We start from the raw sequence: 18,896 nt of genomic DNA, 5'->3' as shown, positions 1-18,896 counted from the left end.
CGAGATGACTGCCAGCGTTGCGGATGCGCCGAGAAGCATAGCTGTTCGCCTTGTGGGAGTTCTCCCCCTGGTCGTGGCGGGCCTAGCGCTGGCAGTGCCGACGTTCATCAGACTTGGACAGCAAGTCTGGTCGATGGAGATCGGTGCGCACGGTCCTATCGTTCTGGCCACGGGCGTCTGGATTCTCTGGCGTCAGATGCCGTCGATGCTCAGCGAGGGAACTCGTGGCCATCTGGCGCTGACCATTCTGGCGGTTGCGGCCGCCCTACCGCTTTATGTCGTCGGCCGAGCCTATGATCTCATCAGTCTCGAGGCTGCGGGTCTTTACGGATTCGGCCTTGCGGTGCTGCATGACCGCGTAGGCCTGCGGCAGATGCTGAAGAACTGGTTTCCTCTCTTTTATCTGGGTCTTCTGCTGCCCGTTCCCGGATGGCTTCTGGATCAAGGCACCGCGCCGCTTAAGCTCCTCGTCTCGGCGATGTCCGCATCGATCGTCGAGCCTCTTGGCGTGCCGATCCTGCGGGAGGGCGTGACGATGACGGTCGGCCCCTACCAACTTCTGGTTGAAGACGCGTGTTCGGGATTGAACTCGCTGATCGGCCTCATTGCGATCACGCTGTTCTATATTTATCTGCTAAGGAACGCTGGCTGGCGTTACTCCTTGTTCCTGGTGTGTCTCATTATTCCGGTGGCCATAGCCGCGAATGTCCTGCGGATCGTGACCCTCATCCTGCTCACCTACTATTTTGGCGATGCTGTCGGGCAGGGCTTCCTGCACGTGACGGCCGGCCTCTTCCTGTTCGCCGTTTCGTTGGTTCTGATGTTCATGATCGACAGCGTGGCTTCCCGCTTCTTCAAGCCTCAACAGGCGGCCTGATGCGGCGTCGGGATCTTATCTTCGCGGGCCTCGCCGTCAGCGCGCTCGGTGCGGCCGAGGCGTTGCGCCCCCGTCGCAAGCTCGTCCTCCTAAAGGGTGAGACTGTCGCACAGGCAATTCCGGACTCCTTTGGGTCCTGGGAGGCTCATGCCGACGAACTCGTGAGTCCCGAGCAGGCTGGTCGGTTGGCGCGCACGCTTTACAGTGAGATCGTCAGCCGGACTTATGTCGATCGAACGACTGGTCGTGCGGTGATGTTGCTGGCCGCGTATGGCGACACCCAGAGCGACCTGTTGCAGCTTCACCGGCCTGAGAGCTGCTATCCTGCAGTCGGCTTCACCCTTCAGTCCGCGCGATCGGTCGAGTTGCCGATCAGTGGAGCGGTCCTGCCCGCACGCGAGGTTGTCGCTACCCTGGAGGGGCGCGTTGAGAATATTGTCTACTGGACCCGGATGGGCGAAGCCCTTCCGCGAACCGGCGGAGAACAGCGTAGCGCCCGCCTGGAGAACGCCGTTCGAGGCTTCGTTCCAGATGGCATCCTGGTCCGGTGCTCCGTGGTAGGCGAGAGTGAGGAATCTTTCCGGATCATGAGCCGGTTCATTCCTGAACTCCTGTCCGCAGTCCGCAAGAATTCCCGGCCCGCGCTGATTGGAACCGAGTTGGCCCGTGAATTCGCCAGACAGCGAACAGCCTGATCTCAATAGTCGGAGTTGGCCCGGGCTGTCCTGATCGCGATCCAGGATTTTGCGAGACCGGCCACGCGTTCGGCGACCAGATCGGCGTCCGGGAAAAGCTCTGTCATCTGCCTGCGTGACAGCAACACAACCCTCTGCGCCATTTCGATGGCCGCGTCGTACGGTGCGTCTCTCGGCACAAACTTTCCTTTGGGCGCGTAAAGGATAGCCGCCCTGAGAGGTTCGGGGAGCCAATGGATGAACGGGAGCCCAAAGTGGGCTTCCATCGGGAAGCCGATATTAGGTGTCTGCAGGAAGTAGGCGGGAGCGAGCCTGCGGACCTCGCCCGCCATGGCGCGCATCTCGCGCCAATGGCCGACATGCTCGATGACGCTGTTGGAATGGACGATATCGAAGCTATCGTCTGCGTACTCCGGCATCGCACAGGCATTGCCCGGGCGAAGAGCGTACCGTCCCTCGTCGTGAGAAGATGCGCCGAGGTTGACGAGTGTGAATCTTACGTTGCGATCACCCAGCAATGGTTCAAGTGTCCGCCAGTAGTCGATTGTACCGCCGACGTCGAGAACTCTGGCCTCGCCTTTTTCAGACAGGATGCGATCGACGATTTTCAGGAACATTTCCGTTCGTCGCCGACGGAAGCTGTTCGTTTTGTTGGTCATATCCGCCATGCGGTCGTATTCCTTAGGGGCAGCGAAGGTCGGCGCCGATCGCGCCGTGAGCGTCGGAGGGTGTCGAAGATCCAGGCAGGCTATGGCGAGTCACGACCTCGCAAAGGCCATCCGGAAGGCGGCCTGATGAAAGGGCCTCTGAAATGCCCGCAGCCCACCCTGGTGAGTTCTGCCGAGAGGTCTCGCGCTTCTGCTGGAACGTGCGTTCGGTCCACACATTTCCGGCCTCTTGCCAGTTTCGGCGCTCACCTTTCGAGACGACTATGCCGGACGCTACGTTGTCGGTGATGACGACATCGGAATCGCCACCGTTGAGCCGGAGACCGCTACGACCGCCCAGGAGCACGTTGTTTCGGATCGTGACGCCACGGGTCTTGGCGCCCCAACTGATCAGAGCTCCCAACGCGTCGGGTGTTGCGATGAAGAGGTTGTTTGCGAAGAGGATGCTGTTCGGTTCGCTGCGTTCGCCACGATCTCCATGAAAGGTCGCCGGCTGCTTCGCATTGAGGATCGTATTGCGGATGATGCGGATATCCCGATTGTCCAGGTAGACGGAGATGCCGTTTCCGTGGACTCCGCGAATGTCGTCCATTCGATTGCCTTCTACGGTGACCTTCGACGTCCCGATCAGCATGATCCCCGTTCGCCCCAGTCGTCGGAAGTCGTTGTCGGAGATCCGGATATCCGTTCCCGTCAGGCGCATACCTGATCCCAAAACGATCGTGTCGAAGGTGTTGCTGACAATACTCAGGCCGGTCACTTCCCTTTGGATCACGGGGCCCTGCCCACGCGTCATCACGAAATTCCGAAAGACGTTGTTCTGGATCGTGATGTCGGAGGAGGCGCCCTTGGCGGTGAAGATCGCGACACCGGACGGTGCAAGGCGGCCGGCGTCGGACATGTTCTCGAACGCGAGATCGCGGATGACGATGTGAGAGGCGCCGTCGATGCGAAAACCTCCCCGACCTGTTCCGACCGCCACCGTTTCATTCGCGGTCTGGGGAAGAATGACGGCGGTTTGGCCGTCAGCGATGAGGGCGTACTCCCCCGGGCTGTCCAGCAGGGACGAGTGATCGATCACGCCGGCCTTTGTGGGACGATCAGTATAGAATTGCAGGCCCTGCGGGTCGAAGTGCGCTGTCGCGCCTTCCAGACGAATGATCGGCCGATAGACCACCCGGTTGGGTTTGACCCACAACGCGAGCCTCGCTCTCCCGTCCTTGAGACCCGCCGCGACTTCGGCGGGTAGCTCGACCCTGCCTTCGCTCATGGCTTTTCCATCCGCCGGCAAGAGGTCGTCGGTTTCGTTGCGATAAAAGTCTTCCGAGGGGTCGGGCTCCTGTGCGGGGCGCAGCGGCCCTTGCGAACCGAAGAGCGCCAACGTCTCGTCAGTTGGCTTGTTCATAGTCACGCGGACGAGCGATCGCCAGTTCGTTGCAGAGCCACATTCCTCGGCATTGCGACACGGCGCCGCCTCCACCAGCTCGCTACCATCGATCACCGCGCTGCGGGGAGTCGCGCCGCGGAAGGTGATCGGCTGGCCCGGGCGACCGCTGTCCTTCACGACGATGCTGCCCCGATACCTGACGTCGGCGGAGAAGAGGACCGTGTCACCCGGGCGAAGTCGTGTCCGGGCCGGTTGGCCGGAGGCGTTCGGATCCCCCGGCGCATGCTTCCACGCCGTGGCGGGCGTCAGGCCGTCATGTTCGTCGCGCCCCTTGTCGAAGTCGATGTGAAACGTGGAAGCTTCCGCCCGCCCCCAGAGGCCGGTTGTAGCGGCGATTGCTACGACCACCGCAATCGCCAGTCCGGACGCCAGCATGACGGTCGCTCGCTTCATGAGCGCTTCTCCAGGCTCGCGATGAGCAATACGAACCCCAGCGTCGGTCGGCTAGGCGCGAACTCGCCGGAACCAATCCGGGCGAGGCCGTCCAGGTCGAACAGACCCGTGCGCGCCAGGGCGTCGACGGGGAGGCGTGCGTGCAGGTTCAGTCGGCGCCAATGATCCGTGATGGTTCGGGAGCCCAGGGTCGCACGTCCGCGCCCCTTCAACAGGCGTCCCAGACGGCCCAGAATGCGCTGACCGTCCAGAACGAGGTCGCTTCCGCGGCCGCCGTGCCGGGCGCGGGCTGGAACGATCCCGCCGGCCAATGGACGCTGGGCGAGGTCCATATCGAGATCGCACAGCAGCTGATAGGCCGCCCGGGAGTTCAACTTCTCTTCCGGCGCCAGCGACAGCGCCGCGGCCACGAAGGCCGGGTCGAAAAACGGATACAGCGGCGCATGATCCATCAACCGATGTCCCGTGGCGTTGCCGACCCAGTTCTGCATGCGCTGGTAGAGGTAGAACTGATCGAGAGCCTGTCCCCAGGTCCCTTCGAAGCTCAGAAGCGTCTTCGTCATCCTGGCCTCCGCGTCCGCCCGGAGTTCTCGTCGCAGAGCGGACGACAGCACGACATCCTCGACCCTGTCATTGGCCTGGAGTCGCATAGAGATCAGTCCACGTGCCAGGTTTTCTGACGGCGGCGAGGATAGCGGTTGAGCCGGATAGTAGAAGCCGCGCAGAATTTCTCCATTTTGCCCCCCCAGGCGGGCATCGACCCGTCGGTTGCGACCCGCAAGTATCAGCGTGATCTTGTCGAGCGGGTTGGCCATGTGGTCGTAGGCTGCCGCAGCACTCAGCAGCATCGTCTCCAGGCCGGACGCATCCAGTTCCGAAACCTCGCTGGCGTCCAGCAGCCTCCAGTCCAGCTCGGATGACTGCGCCAGATCACGAGCGACTGTGACGTCCTCCGACGGTTCGCCGGCCAGGCCGATGGTTATGGCTCGCCGGTCCTTCCGTGCCTCGGGCGGGATAGCCGCCAGGATGATGCGACTGTCCAGGCCGCCGGACAGCTCGAGTTCGACGTTGGGCGCGGCTGAAAGCATCGCCGCCATCGCCTCGCGAAACGCGGTGGGCACAGTCGTGGTGGCGGTGGGCATGCGCCAGCGTTGGGTGAACTCGATCCGCCCGCCCAGGAGCGTGGCGATCGTCCCGGCAGGCAATTTGTCGATGCCGGCGAAGGGGGTTTCCGTTCCGATGAAGCCCCCGAACAGGGCGTGGCCAGTCAGACGTTCGGCCGACAACCCTGAACCAAGTATGTCCGCCAGAAGCGTTGCACTCGACGAAGCGAACGCGGCGTTCTGGTCTACACTCACAAAGACTTGGCCCAGACCAAAGACATCTGTCGCGCAGTGCACGACGCTGCGAGATGTTTCGGCCCAGATAGTCCGGAATGGCGGCGCCATACCATCGAGGGTCGTTAGGCCGCTGCCTTCGAGTCCGGCGGCGATGTCGCGTGGAGGTCGGAAACGAGCCAAGTTCCGATCGAAAGCTGCGGAGCGAGATAGCGCGACGGCGACACCACCCTCGCGACTGAACGCATCGGCGCGTTCGGACGCCAGCAGCCAGCCGTCTCCCGCCGCGACGCTCCAGGTCGATACAGTCGCACGGAGGCGATCCAGGAGCGGACCCGGCGCGCCAGGACGCCATGACGCCGCGATGAATCGATTGCCGAAGAACGGGTCCGCAGTCCCGCTCATGCTGCGACGCTCCGATCGAACAGGGCCGACAGTGCGTCACGATAGCCGTTCAGAAGCCCCTCAACGCCCGCCGTGCCTTCACGTATATCGTCCCTGAGGGATGTCCGGGCTTCAAGTTTCTCCAGGGTGAAGGCGATGGCGGCCTGGGTGTCGAGGCCTGTCACGGGCACGATGTGGGGATAGTTGAGCACGCCCTCGAACAGGCCGGCGAACTTGCGACTATAGGCTACGGGCACTACGGGCACGCCACTCGAGAACGCCGCGATGCAGGCATGCATGCGTCCGGCGACGAGGAAGTCTAGGCCCGAGATGTATGATTTCGCGGCGGAGGGGTCGGCGAACCTGGGGATCAACGTGGCTTGCGGGTACTCTTTGGCCAACCGTTCTGCGATACGACCGTCGTCATCCTGCGGGAGGGTGTCGCTGTTCACGTGGGAAACCAGACGCACGGTCACGTCCGATCTCTGGACGAGAGCCTCGATGAGGCCCCGCGTGTAGGCAGCGTAGTCGATCTCCATGCCAAACTCATTGGCTCCGCTGTACCCGCCGTTGAAGAGTAGCCCGGAGACGTTGAGGCCTACTTCCACGGGGGCTGGGCCGGCCGGACGTTCCCTGCGTTCGAAAGGAAGTGCGAAGGCCACATCGACAGCCTGAAGGAGGCGGGCTCCGGACGCCATTTCCTTCGCTACATTGAACGATAGCGGGTCTCGCGCGACTACGAGTTCAGCCCGGTTCATCACGAGGCTGGCCAGAATCGACTGCGGTTGCCGACTGAAGGGCCCGATCGTCTGAGGACTGAGAACCAGCGGTTTGCGCCGGGCGATCGCCATCGCCTTGCTGAGCCAAAGGAAGCCGAAGCGCTTCGCCCCGTAGATATCGGTGAAGCTGTCGCCGCCGCCGATGTCCAGCACGCAATCCAGGTCCGACAGCGCGGACCAATACCTACCTCCCGGCAGCATCGCTCTCGCGTTCAGCGGTACGATTTCCACGTCGGGATCTGTTACATATGGCGCAACGCCTGGATCCAAGAAGCCGAGGACTCGGAATCTTGGCCTCAGTCCCACGGCGGCAGCGGCTTGGCGGGCGAGTTCGAGATTTCCCACCGTCAGCGCGCCGACTCCGAGATTGCCGGAGTTCACGGAATGCCAAAGTAGGCCGACGACGATTTCATCCGACCTACGCTTCGCGCTCATCGCCCCGCCCCATCTCAATCAACACACCTCGCCTTGCTCCGGCGCTTCCTTCGCCCGGACTCCCTCAACAAGATGGAAATGGCGCACGACAGCAGGAGATCGGAAACGTATCACACGTCAAATTCTGCGATCGCAACCGCAAGCGGGCCCCGCCTCGCGGAGATCTAAACTGAATAGGGAACCAAGGCGGTAGAATGGCTTTCGTTGCACCGGGTGAGGACAGGCCGGTCGATTTGTCCGTCATTGTCGTGAGCTACAACACCAAGCTTCTCACGCTTCAGGCGCTGGAAAGCCTGTTCCGGCATCCCCCACCTGTCGACTTCGAAGTGATCGTCATCGACAATGCTTCGCCCGATGGCAGCTTCGAGGCGATAGCGTCCGAGTTTCCTCGGATCGAGGCGATTGCTCACCCTGAGAATATCGGGTTCGCGGCCGGGAACAACGTCGCTGCGAGGAATGCCCGCGGCCGGCGTATCCTGCTCCTGAATCCAGACACGATCACGCTGGAGCACAGCCTTTCAGGGCTCTGGGCGTTCGCGGAGCGCGAGCCCAACCGGCGCATTTGGGGGGGGCGTACGCTCTTCCCCGACATGACCCTGAACCCGACAAGTTGCTGGAGGCGGATGACCCTCTGGAGCCTGACCTGTTCCGCATTCGGCCTGACGCACCTGGGTCACGGTAGTTCGTTGTTCAACCCGGAAGCCATGCCAGAATGGCCCCGCGACAGCATTCGCGACGTGGATATCGTGACCGGCTGCTTCCTCCTGATCGACACGGCGCTTTGGCGCGAACTGGGTGGATTTGATCCGGCCTTCTTTATGTATGCCGAGGAGGCCGACTTGTGCCTGCGCGCCAAGGTGCGGGGCGCGCGGCCGGGTATCTCGCCCGAAGCCGAGATCGTCCACATGGGCGCAACGTCCGAGGCTGGAGCCGACAAGATCGTGAAGACAACCAGGGGGCGGGTGACGTTGATGCGCAAGCATTGGACACCGGCTGCTGTGGCGATCGGTCGGGCGCTGCTCCTGACATGGTCTGGTCTAAGGCTTGTGGGTTCGCGTTTCGCAAGCGGCCGCAGGGATGCCCCCGGCGCGGCGCGAGAGAAGTGGTCACTGGTGTGGAAGCGCCGCAAGGAGTGGCTGGCAGGCTACGAGATGCGGGCTGCACGATGAGCCTGACCAAGTTCGCGAAGCGGGGGATAGCCACCGCCTGGGATCTGAAGGCCCGCATCACGCCGAGCGCGCCGAGACTTACGATTCTATATTATCATGCCGTGGCAGCCGACCTGGCCGGGGACTTTGATGCGCAGATGGCGTTTCTGCGTCGATGCGCCAATATTGTGCAGGCTGACCATTCCGGTCCTCTGGATCCCGTGAAGCCGAACGTCGCGGTGACCTTCGACGACGCTTTCCGGTCGGTGCGCGAGAATGCGCTTCCGGCGCTGATTCGACATGGCGTGCCCGCTACGATCTTCGTTCCGACCGGCTGGCTCGGGCGGCGGCCTGGTTGGACCATGGAAACCAGCGGAGACCGCGATGAGGAGGTCATGAGCGCGGACGAGATTGCCGGACTGCCGACGGATATCATAACCTTGGGCTCCCATACGGTGACGCATCCGCATCTATCCCGTCTGGCGCCGGGCGATATCGACGCCCAACTCCAGGAATCCCGACAAAGCCTGGAGGCTCTTCTCGGCCGGACCATAGACACGCTGGCCTTCCCATATGGCGATCACGATTCCAGCGTGGTGCAACGCGCCGCCGCCGCGGGCTATCGGTATGTCTATACCGTTGAACCTCAGGCCATATCCGCAGGTGACCGGGCGATCAGCAGGGGGAGAACAGCCGCCGATCCGTCGGATTCTCTGGGGCTCTTCGCGTTGAAGAGCCGCGGAGCCTACGCGGTGATGCCCTATTTTTACCGTCTCAAGCGGCGATTGAGAGGCCGGTCAGACTAGGGTCATGAAGTCGACGGCCAGATCGCCCGGCGCAATGTTGCGACGAAGCGGTCCATCGGCGTTCGTGGCGAAGCCCAGCTTCTCCAGGACCATCTCGGCCGCCCGGTTCCGATCCGTCCGCTTGAAGTTGACGACCACCGCTTCGGCTGGCGGCCGTACGCCGTCCTCAGCCAGTCGCCAGAACAGCGCCTGCTCGACGAACTTGCCCTGCACTCTGCAGGACAGCATGAAGTCCTCGACAACAACGACCTCACCGCCGGTTTCCGAGGGTTCGCGGCGCGAGAGGCAGAAACCGACCGTGCCGTAGCTGCCGAACCTGTCGCGGCAGATGACGACATGCCGCTCCTGTTGCGGATCACGGAGAATCTCAACGATTTCATCTCGGCCATACTTGCGGCCTGAGAAGTTGAGTTGATTTGTGCGCTGAACGAGCTCCACGACCCGCTCGAAGTCTTCGGGTAGATCGCGGCGGATCTCAAGTTCGATCGCGCACTCCCGTAGAAAGGTGATGTAGTCGTCTCCGTACGTCTCGGCGGCCTGATCGCGAACAATCGCCTCCCGGTACATTTGACGCCGGGTGCGCGACTCCGGTGTCACAGCACCTTGAAGTCTGGGATGATCGGCGAGCGTCGAGATCGCCGTTTCCGGCAACACTTCAACGCCTTCAACGGCTCCCGACACCTCCGCACGCTCAAAGGGATTGTCATCCACGAAGATGACCGTATCCAAGCCAATGTCTATGGCGTCGACGGTCTTTCGGATGCCTTCGGACTTGGGGCCCCAGCCGATGCTCTCGTGCAGCACGTACTCGGCCAAGCCGAGGGCTTCGAGTTTGGACATGGCGTCGTCGCGCGCATTCTTGCTTGCGATGGAGATGAGCACGCCGCGTTCGTCCAGAGTGCGGAAGAGATCGTGGATGCCGTCGCGCAACCTGACATCGCCCTCGAGAAGAACCCCTTCCCACAAGGTGTTGTCGAGATCGAAGACCACCAGCTTGGCGGCCTTTGCAGGCGCTGGTTTGGCCGACGGGTCCATCGAGGAGGCGACAGACTTCGCGAGGGTGACGAGATCCAGGCGGCGAAAGATGAGGTGCGCGTCGTCGCCATCCGCCGGCGTTATGAGAAGGTTGAAGGGCAATCCCGACCCTAGGATGTCCCGCATGTCGTCGAGTGGGACAACGTGACGCGAGAAGCCCGGCGTGGCTTCGATTGCGACGCTCATGGGACGCGGCAGCTGGTCGGGCCGCATGGCGCGGGAAAGACGCGCCCTATCCACCGTCGCCGTCAATGTCAGTTGCGTCACCTTCTGACCCGGGTTGACGATCTCGGCGAGGAAAGCGTCGGGCTGGACCTCCGTCGTCAAGCGCGTCTGTAGACGGTCATTGATGCGCTTGTGGAGCGCTTCCATCGCCGTAGCCCAGCGGCCCTGGCCCGTGACGCGCGCTATGGCTCGACCGGCGCGCGCGACGTACGGCGTGACGCCTGTCAGCATGTGCTCGGTGCGGCGTACATCGTCCAGGCGCTGCATGACGGCGTTGCCCTGGGCCTCAAGCTTGCCCCACCGGCGGAACCGAACCTCCGCAGCCGGGCCATCCGGACCGCCCGCGCTTCTATTCGGGACAACGCCGTCTTCAAAGCGTCGGCATTTCCCGGCTGGGGTGGCGTCGTAGAGGTCGCAACTCGCGTAGCAGGCCGGAGCTGCGCACTCGACACAGTGTTCGGCCCAGGCAAGGAGCGCTTTGTGCGTGATCTCGGTTTCGTGTCCACACTCCGCGACGGCTGAACGGGCGTCTGTTGGTGGACGTCGGGGTTTGGCGTCTTCGAACTGGAACATGTCGATATCGAATCTACCCGGATAGGTCACCGCCGCAGGTGGCGACGTCATATGTGTGTTGCGTCCTGCTTCGCCGCCAGAGATGCAAGCCCTGCGCCACAAAAACTACATGCGCCGCCGCCGTATCCTGGATGTGATAGGAACGCCGTCGGCCGTCTTCTCGGCGTTCGCCCGGTATACAAGCGCGGCGACGGCGCCCAGCATAATGAACGTGATCGACTGGTTTTCGACGCCCGCATAGATCGACTTGATGACGACGTAGACGAACAAGGAGATCGTGAGGGGGATAAGCAGCAGGACTTCTCGCGCCTTGACGCCCCGCGCGATGGTCCAGAAGCCCTTCCACATCGCAATCAGGTAGGCGCCGTAGAAGAGGAAGAAGCCCACAAGCCCGTAGTCCAGTGCGGTGAGAAGCCAATATGTGTCGATAGTCATCACGCCGCCTGGATTGGTGTAGCCGAGAGCCGGGGCCCCGCGGGCGATTCCGAACCCCCAGGGGTGGCTCAGGACCAGTGGGATGCCCTCGGCCCATTGAGCGTATCTGGCCTCGGTGCTTGCCTGATGCTGGCCGCCGCCGAGGGTCATCATGCGGAGGCGTGGAACGATCAAGACGGCGGCTATGAACGCAACAGCCGTGGCCGGGTACGACAGGACAATCGCTGGGCCAAGCAATCCCTTTCGATCCTGCTGCCATCTGAGCGCGCCCCAGAAAAAGATGTAGATGCCGATCGACATGATGAAGCCGACCACGCTCAGCCGCGTGTCAGTCAGATAGATCCCCAGGAAGATGAAGGGTAACAGGGGAAGCGCCAGAAGCCGGACCCAAAGCCGGTAAGGACCGGCGATGAAGTGCAGGATGAAAGGCGTAGCGACAGCCAGGAACTCGCCCAGCCCTAAGGCCGTCGAGTAGGTCGCCTGGCTCCGGTAGCGGAGGGTTCCCGCACGGAAGCCGATGTTGAGCACACGTTGTACAGATTCGTCTTCAACGGCGAGGAAGCTTGGGATGTGGCCCGCCCAAAGCACCTTCTGAAGCTGGAACTCGCGGATCGCGATTGCAGTGACGACTACGGCGGCGGCGACCAGGAGCGCGGCCCAGAGTTCGGCGCGGCCGGGCTTGCGCAGCACATAGGCGGCGATGAAGAACATCGCGATCCAGTTCACCTGAGCCACGAGTAGCCGCTGTATCGAGATCTGGGGCGCGTTCGATAGACCGACTGACAGCACTTGCAGAATGGCGAATGCAGTCACGAAGCGCCACAACATCGGGGCGCCGCCCAGAGCCTCGCCCATTTCCTTTCGGAAGGATCGCGATATCGAGACGGACACCACCAGCATGAAGACGAGTGGGAAGCCCACAAGGCGCAGCATGGTGATCCAGGGCAACCCAGGCAGCGCGATCGCCAGATAGTTCGGCCAGAGCGGTATCGACAGGAAGAAGACGTAGAAGAACTTCTCCATCGTCCGTGTGGGCGCCGTCCCGAGTTCGGGCAGCGCCCACACGGTGAGGGCGGCGAGGCCCAGAAGTGGAAAGCCGAACTGAACGATGCGGGCCGGGGCCATGAGGCCAAAGCCGAACCCATACGCGAAGCAGCAGGCGGCAAGCCCTAGGCAGAACCAGAAGACCGTCGTGCGGCGTCCTGGACGAGCGTATTGGGGCAGGATCACCTGCGCCCGCATCTCGGAATCCGAGCGTATGGCTTCGACGATCCGCTGCAGCAGCCTGGGAGCGGCTGGCGATGTCGTCTGCACCGCTGCGCTCGCGCCTGCTCGCCATGGCAGTTTCATCGGCCGAGCCCCAGTAGGCGAGTGACCAGTCCCAAACTGTGTTGCATCGTGGCTTTCTCTCGCCGCAGCAACCAGATCACAAGACCAACGCCCGGCCCTCCCGCGGCCAGTCCAGTGGGTATCAGAGCTTCTTGGATCGACCAGGCCAAAGCGAGCACGATCGCCGAACCTGCGACGAAAGCCAGGACCCGGTCGAGATCTTGCGTCCATGGGGAGCTGCGCGCGCGGTTCAAGAGCAAGACTCCCGTAGCCAGGGCGATGAGCTCGCCGGCAACAAAGCCAGCCGCCACGCCTCCTACGCCTCCAATAGTTACGAATCCCAGGATAGCCGCTGGAATTCCGGACAACCGGGCAAGTGAATTCGCCATGACGATGCCGCTGCGGCCTACCCCGATAGCCAGGGTGACGGTCCAGACCCTGAGGAAGCGCGCGCCCTGCAATACGCCGACCAACGCAACTATGAAGATTGGTTGGCTAAACTTCGGTCCGTATAGGATGAGGATCGCCATTGGCCCAACCGCCGCGAAGCCGGCGGCCATGGCCAGCGACAGAAGAAGGCAGCGCCCCCCCAGAAGGTCGGCCGCGGCGCCTTGAGACAAATTTGACGGGTCTTTCGCGACGAGCGGCAAGTGGATGCCCTGCATGAAGCGAGACAGCGCCACGCTTGGATAGAGCACGAGAAGGAGGACCGCAGAGTAGTATCCGAGCGCCTCCAGGCCGACGAGACCCGAGACCAGCAGCCGGTCGCTCTGGCTTGCGAAGAAAAGCAGAACGCCGTTGGCGATCAGCGGTGCGGCAAAGACGCTGAGCCGCGCGGCGTGCTTCGGGCTCAGCCCCAGCTCGTAACGACGTTCGGCGGTAATGTGGGAGGCTGCGACCAGAACCACCGACCTTACGATCAGGCCGTACAGAATGGCCGTGAAGTCGCGCACCACAAGAGCAGCCACCAAGGTGGCGATGAGCGCAAGAAGCTCAGAGGCGATCATCCCGACGCCCTCGGCGCGGAAGTCGTTGGAACGCTGAAAGCGGCGGACATCCAAATGCATGAATCCGGCGATCAGCGGTGCGAAGCCGAGGACGGCAAGACCGATCAGCAGGGGAGGTTGATCGAAGTGGAGGGCGACAGGCCAGGCCACGAGCGCCAGCCCGATGGCCATGAAGGCGCCCCGGGCCACCACAACCAACTGCACAAGCTTTTGGACTTCGGGGTTATCGCCTTCCCGATCCTGCACGAGGAAGCGGTCGCTTCCAGTGTCGCTGATCATCTCGAAGAAGTTCGACACCAGGGTCAGTGTCGCCACGAGGCCGAGTTGTTCCGGGCCGAGCAATCGAGCCAGGACTGTGTAGCGCAGCAGGGCGCAAGCCTGTCCGACAAGCGAGCCAGCGAGATACACGCCGGCGCCCCGCCGCCGGGTCAGGGACGGAGTCGAGACTCCCTTACTCAAGGTCCGTCACCGCGGAAAATCCTGTTACTTCGCTCGCCATCGCGGCGTGCGACTTTGTATTGTGCGGTCTTTCACACTTGTGCGTAAATGATCTGTCAAGCTTGTTGCCGGGCCGGGCTGCGCAGAGTTAACCCGTAGTTAGCTAACCACATTAATCTTTTTGATGTCCGACTGCGGTACATCAGTCGATGAATGTGGGGGAAACCCACAACAGAAGATCTGATGGTGGGTGTTATACATGGCCAAGATTGTTGTTTCCAACCTTGCTGGGCTCGAAGCCGCAATTGCGTCGGCCAAGAGTGGCGATACCATCGTTCTCGCCGGCGGAGACTATGGAAACCTAAGCATAAAATCCAAGAACTTTGATGTTCCTGTGAACATAGTGGCCTTGGATTCCGGAAATCCCCCTGTTTTCGGCTCAATAGCTATATACAAGAGCGCCGGGATCGAATTTTCCGACATCAAGGTCAACTTCACGCCCACGGCCAGCACGCTCTCGTTCTCCTCGGCGGTCGATATTACGGGCTCCAGCCGGATTTCATTTGTCGGAGGCGAGTTCAAGGGCGGTCCCGCAGTGAACGGCGTCGCGGCCGATGCAGAGAAGCTGGACAGCACGGGCAACGTCATCGGCCTGCCCGCCGCGCGCGGCGTCACGATTGAGAATTCCAGCGAGGTGACGATCTCGAACGTCGAGATTCACCAGTTCCACAAAGGGATCGTTCTCGCGAAGGCGAGCAAGATCAGCATCCTCGACAACGAGATTCACGACCTTCGCACCAGCCCGATCGTGGGCGGAGGGTTGAACGACATCGTTATCGACGGCAACAAGCTGTCGAACTCCACGCCCTTCCGCTGGGGGAGCGTGGATCATGGCGACTACATTCACATCTGGACATCGACCGCAGTCGGCCAAAGCAAGAACATTACGATCACTAATAATGTCATACAACAAGGTGATGGGACGGCCCTGCTGGGCATATATCTCGATGACAACAACAATCGCCTTGGATTCGAAAACGTCGATATCTCCAACAATCTGATTGCCAATGGAAATCACCAGGGAATCCGCCTGGAAAATGTCTTCAACTCAAGCATCTCCGATAACACGCTTGTTCAGACGTCGGGAAATTCAAAATCCGGACCTGGAATTGTGTTCGCTAAAGAGTCGAGCGGAAATGTAGTTTCCGGAAATATAACCGCCTTCGTGTCCATTGGAAGTGAAGTAAAGAATATATCTCAGATAGATAACATAATTGTCCAAAAGAACAGTGAGTATAATCCCGGATATTACGTTGACACTGATGTCGATCATATCCTGGGGCTCGGTGCGTCGGAAGCCCGCGCATATATTCAGGAAGTCGTGGGGGGGTGGACGCCGCTGGATCTGGCGACGCGGATCGTGTCGAAGGGCCACTACGAGTCGGTGAATACAGATACTCCGCTGAAGCTGAACGGCACGTGGGACGTGGACAGTCTCGTCGTCGGCGGGCGCGGCGCGGATACGCTGACGGGGCGAAACGGCAACGACACGCTCTATGGCGGTGACGGCAATGACATGCTCAGTGGCGGGGGCGGCCACGACGTGCTCCAGGGCGGAGCCGGCGCCGACACCTTCAACTTCGGCGCGGACTACGCCACGTCGGGCGGCTTCGACATTATCGCCGATTTCTCGCGCGCCGAAGGCGACAAGATCCGGCTCCACTCGCTGGACGCGAACATCAATACGACGGCCAACGATTCCTTCGACTTCATCGGGGGGGGCGCATTCACCAAGGTCGCCGGACAGCTTCGCTACTCGGTTTCTGACGGCAATGCGATCGTTGAAGGGGATGTCAATGGCGATGGCGTCGCCGATTTCAGCATCAAGCTGATGGGGGTCACCCATCTGCAGTCAACCGACTTCATCGGCGTGAAGGCGCTAGCCAAGGAGCCTGTGACCGCGACGCCGACGACCGCAGATGCGAAGGCTGCGGGGGGACTCCAGGCGATCCCGCTGGATACGCTGGAGAACCTCAAGGTGAATGGCGCCTGGGGTAAGGACAGCGTTGTCGTCGGCGGCCGTGGCGCCGACACACTGACCGGTCGAAATGGCAACGATACGCTGATCGGCGGTGAGGGTGACGACCTCTTCAACGGGGGGCAGGGCGATGACGTCCTGGAAGGTGGCGCGGGCGCCGACACTTTCAACTTCGCCGCTGACTATCCCTTCACCGGCGGTGTCGATACCATCCTCGACTTCTCGACCGCTCAAGGCGACAAGATTCGTCTCCATTCGATTGATGCAAACAGCAACACCAGCGCCAACGAAGCCTTCACATTCATAGGCGAGCGGGCGTTCGGCGGCGCCGCAGGGGAGCTAAGATACTCGCGAGACGGCGCGGATGCGATCGTCCAAGGGGATATCGACGGCGATGGCGTGGCTGACTTCAGCATCAAACTGATCGGCGTGGGTACGCTGACGAGCGCTGACTTCATTCTATGAGCGGCGGGCGTCCCGGCGACCTAGCTGTTTCGCTCCTCGGAAAAGGCGGATCGATCTGAGTTGGGTTTTCCGTGCCAGGCTTCCCAAGGCGATGGGCCGGGAGGGAATAGGTCGGCAACTACCCAAATTACCTCTGCGGGCGGCGAGCTCGCGGTCGGTCCGGGGAGCAACTTGGAAGCGGACTAACGCGTCCTTCACGTGTACGGCGGCGTATTCCTTCTGGCGCGCCGTTGGGGTAGTGGCAGTGCTGATGCGGAAGCGATGAAGATCGGCGGCTGTGCGCTGAGGTAGTTCGACCGGCCGGGAGGGTATAGTGGAAGTTCAGGAAGCCCAGCCCATTTCATCTTCGAGCACTGTGCCGAGATGGGCGCGAGTCCTTGGCCTTAGCCCAATAGATGCGGCGGATCGCGACAACAATTTCTACACGGTCCGCCTTCTCCTCGCCGCGCGGGTGATTTTTGGCCACGCGTTCGTGTTGGGAGGTGTGGCGCTGGAGGCGGGCAGCGCGAGTTTCGGCAGGCTCTACAACTCCCTCGGGGTGAACGGCTTCTTCGTGGTCAGCGGCTTCCTAGTGGCGAAGAGTCTGCTGTCGAGCAGGACTATGACGGACTATGTCGCTGCTCGTGTTCTGAGAATCGTGCCGGCGCTGTGGGTGATGCTCTTTGTCACGGTGCCCCTGGTGGTGTGGCTGGCTTCCTCGGGAAGCCAAGGCACTTGGATGTCGGCGGCGAGATATCTGATCGAGAACATGTCGATCGCCTTTGTCACCTATCAGATAGACGGCGTATTCGCTGGGTTGGCCAACACTGCTGTCAACGGGTCAATATGGAGTCTGCGCTGGGAGGTATTCTGCTACGCCGCCCTGGCCCTCGTGGCCTACGTCGGTCTCGTCCGCAGGCGTGCGCTGGTTGCGATGATGACAGTGGCCCTTGTTGTGGCCTTGATCGTGCTGACCGAGAGCGCTTCAAACGAGGTTTTAGCTGGCCGGATCAAGCTTTGTAGCCTGTTTTTCTTCGGAACTACGCTTGCTCTCTACACTGAGAAGCTCCTGGTGGGGATCTGGGTCGGTGTTTTGGCGGTTCTTGTGGCCGGATTTGTGGGATATTTTACCGAAGTATATGATATTGTATATTATGCCTTTGGTTATCTTCTCATTTCAATTTCTTATGCCAAATCAAAAACTCTGAAATCTGTCACTAGATTTCTCCAATTTAAGAAAATTGGAAGTCCAGATCTATCTTACGGGATATTTCTGTATGCTTTTCCAATTCAGCAACTCCTATATTATCATGAGATCACGAACAGCCCTGCCGCGAATATCGCCTGCACGATTGTTCTCACAACGATCTGTGCCTATTTTTCATCACAGTACGTGGAGAAACCGACTGCCGCGCTACGAGGGCGCGTCGTCCGCGTAGTCGATGGTCGGTTGTCGAAGCTGGCAAGCGCTCTGGGGCGTCCTCAACAGCAACCGGCTTCATCTGCTCCTGAAAACAGGAACTGAGTCGGTGATCCTCCCCCGAGAAAGTGGACCGGCTCAGGTCGCTCTAAATTCGGCTTCGGCTGATCTAGAGCATGACCCCGCTTAGCTGAATCGGGATTCCGGGATTTGTTGGATCATGATCCAAGATGTGGGCTGGATGGGAGGCTAGCTCGCATGGGTCGCCCCTATTCGCTTGATCTACGGGATCGCGTGGCGCGCTTCGTGGTGGCGGGGGGACGTACCGTGAGGCGGCGGAGCGGTTCGGGGGGACGACGGCGGTGCGCTGGTCGCAGCGACTGCGGAGGGAAGGCAGTCCTGCAGCGCGGCCGATGGGCGGTCATCGGCCGCTGGTGCTGGCGGGCGAGCGGGAGTGGCTGCTGGCGCGGATCGCTGAGCAGCCGGACCTGACCTTGAGGGCGATTCAGGCCGCTGCCACGTCGAGCAAGTGCTCGTTCCCACGCTGTCGCCCGGCGACGTGGTGGTCATGGGCAACCTCGGCAGCCACAAGGGCAAGGCCATCCGGCGCGCCGGCGCCCACCTCATCTTCCTGCCGCGCCACAGCCCCGACCTGAACCCCATCGAACAGGTCTTCGCCAAGCTGAAGCCCCTCCTGCGCAACGCCGCCGAGCGCACCGTCGAAGCCACATGGCGACGCATCGGACACTCCTCGACCACTTCACACCGACCGAGTGCGCCAACTACTTCGTCAACAGCGGTTACGCTTCATGCTGAAGCGGTCGCGATCTAATGTACCCTGGGACCTAGTATAGTGCGGGAATTGTGGAACCTTCACTATATTGGGATAAGTCTCTGCGCGGGTCGTCGCGCTTGAACGTCTCCGGAATCAACCGGCGCGAACCGCTCATGCGACACTCCTTTCCAGCCCCTCAAAGCGAGCA

General features: G+C 61.5%; 13 protein-coding genes and 1 pseudogene. 7 read left to right on the top strand and 7 right to left on the bottom strand.

The genetic code is table 11. The features are described 5' to 3' along the window. The first annotated feature begins 4 nt into the window (after positions 1-4). Positions 5-877 (top strand): exosortase V, encoded by an 873-nt coding sequence (gene xrtV / locus ABS78_RS09875; protein WP_293377887.1) that lies wholly within the window; start codon positions 5-7, stop codon positions 875-877. Continuing rightward, positions 877-1,572, top strand: a complete 696-nt coding sequence (gene epsI, locus ABS78_RS09870; protein ID WP_293377885.1) for an exosortase-associated protein EpsI, V-type — start codon at positions 877-879, stop codon at positions 1,570-1,572. The genes xrtV and epsI overlap by 1 nt, the downstream gene beginning before the upstream one ends. Before the next feature lie 2 nt (positions 1,573-1,574). Here epsI and ABS78_RS09865 read toward each other — a convergent pair whose 3' ends face one another. Genes ABS78_RS09865 through ABS78_RS09850 form a run of 4 tightly spaced genes read right to left on the bottom strand, consistent with a single transcriptional unit; the run spans position 1,575 to position 7,015 of the window. Next, positions 1,575-2,240, bottom strand: coding sequence for a methyltransferase domain-containing protein (locus tag ABS78_RS09865; protein WP_293377883.1), 666 nt, complete (start codon positions 2,238-2,240; stop codon positions 1,575-1,577). A gap of 13 nt (positions 2,241-2,253) precedes the next feature. After that, on the bottom strand, positions 2,254-4,080 hold the full coding sequence (locus ABS78_RS09860; protein WP_293377880.1) for a right-handed parallel beta-helix repeat-containing protein: 1,827 nt from the start codon (positions 4,078-4,080) through the stop codon (positions 2,254-2,256). Beyond that, the gene (locus ABS78_RS09855; protein WP_293377877.1) at positions 4,077-5,822 is read right to left on the bottom strand and encodes an asparagine synthase-related protein; all 1,746 of its coding nucleotides are present in this window, start codon (positions 5,820-5,822) and stop codon (positions 4,077-4,079) included. The genes ABS78_RS09860 and ABS78_RS09855 overlap by 4 nt, the downstream gene beginning before the upstream one ends. Continuing rightward, positions 5,819-7,015: a polysaccharide pyruvyl transferase family protein gene (locus tag ABS78_RS09850; RefSeq protein ID WP_293377874.1), complete on the bottom strand. Its 1,197-nt coding sequence runs from the start codon at positions 7,013-7,015 to the stop codon at positions 5,819-5,821. The genes ABS78_RS09855 and ABS78_RS09850 overlap by 4 nt, the downstream gene beginning before the upstream one ends. A gap of 194 nt (positions 7,016-7,209) precedes the next feature. Here ABS78_RS09850 and ABS78_RS09845 point away from each other — a divergent pair, with 194 nt between their 5' ends. Both ABS78_RS09845 and ABS78_RS09840 read left to right on the top strand, forming a co-directional pair. Beyond that, positions 7,210-8,184: a glycosyltransferase family 2 protein gene (locus tag ABS78_RS09845; RefSeq protein ID WP_293377871.1), complete on the top strand. Its 975-nt coding sequence runs from the start codon at positions 7,210-7,212 to the stop codon at positions 8,182-8,184. Next, a complete protein-coding gene (locus ABS78_RS09840; RefSeq protein ID WP_293377868.1) occupies positions 8,181-8,969 on the top strand; it encodes a polysaccharide deacetylase family protein in 789 nt (262 codons plus the stop codon). The genes ABS78_RS09845 and ABS78_RS09840 overlap by 4 nt, the downstream gene beginning before the upstream one ends. Here ABS78_RS09840 and ABS78_RS09835 read toward each other — a convergent pair. From ABS78_RS09835 to ABS78_RS09825, 3 genes are all read right to left on the bottom strand, one after another. After that, positions 8,961-10,802 carry an HAD-IIIC family phosphatase gene (locus ABS78_RS09835; protein ID WP_293377865.1) on the bottom strand — a complete coding sequence of 614 codons (1,842 nt, stop codon included), beginning with the start codon at positions 10,800-10,802 and terminating at the stop codon, positions 8,961-8,963. The two genes, ABS78_RS09840 and ABS78_RS09835, sit on opposite strands and share 9 nt — an antisense overlap. 105 nt (positions 10,803-10,907) lie before the next feature. Then, positions 10,908-12,587 carry an O-antigen ligase family protein gene (locus tag ABS78_RS09830; protein ID WP_293377862.1) on the bottom strand — a complete coding sequence of 560 codons (1,680 nt, stop codon included), beginning with the start codon at positions 12,585-12,587 and terminating at the stop codon, positions 10,908-10,910. Beyond that, complete coding sequence (locus ABS78_RS09825; protein WP_293377859.1) at positions 12,584-13,981, bottom strand: oligosaccharide flippase family protein; 1,398 nt, start codon at positions 13,979-13,981, stop codon at positions 12,584-12,586. Before ABS78_RS09825 ends, ABS78_RS09830 begins: the two co-directional genes overlap by 4 nt. Before the next feature lie 289 nt (positions 13,982-14,270). Here ABS78_RS09825 and ABS78_RS09820 point away from each other — a divergent pair, with 289 nt between their 5' ends. The 3 genes and pseudogenes from ABS78_RS09820 to ABS78_RS09810 all read left to right on the top strand — a co-directional run bounded on the left by ABS78_RS09820 (position 14,271) and on the right by ABS78_RS09810 (position 18,729). After that, positions 14,271-16,514 carry a right-handed parallel beta-helix repeat-containing protein gene (locus ABS78_RS09820; RefSeq protein ID WP_293377856.1) on the top strand — a complete coding sequence of 748 codons (2,244 nt, stop codon included), beginning with the start codon at positions 14,271-14,273 and terminating at the stop codon, positions 16,512-16,514. Positions 16,515-16,827: 313 nt separating this feature from the next. Continuing rightward, positions 16,828-18,018: an acyltransferase gene (locus ABS78_RS09815; RefSeq protein ID WP_293377853.1), complete on the top strand. Its 1,191-nt coding sequence runs from the start codon at positions 16,828-16,830 to the stop codon at positions 18,016-18,018. A 153-nt stretch (positions 18,019-18,171) separates the two neighbouring features. Further along, positions 18,172-18,729: pseudogene (locus ABS78_RS09810) on the top strand (transposase). The last annotated feature ends 167 nt before the right edge of the window (positions 18,730-18,896 follow it).

Source organism: Phenylobacterium sp. SCN 70-31 (genome assembly GCF_001724605.1).
Taxonomy (GTDB): domain Bacteria; phylum Pseudomonadota; class Alphaproteobacteria; order Caulobacterales; family Caulobacteraceae; genus Phenylobacterium.
The sequence above is the reverse complement of the archived record's forward strand: the minus strand, read 5'-3'. Positions and strand labels throughout refer to the sequence as shown.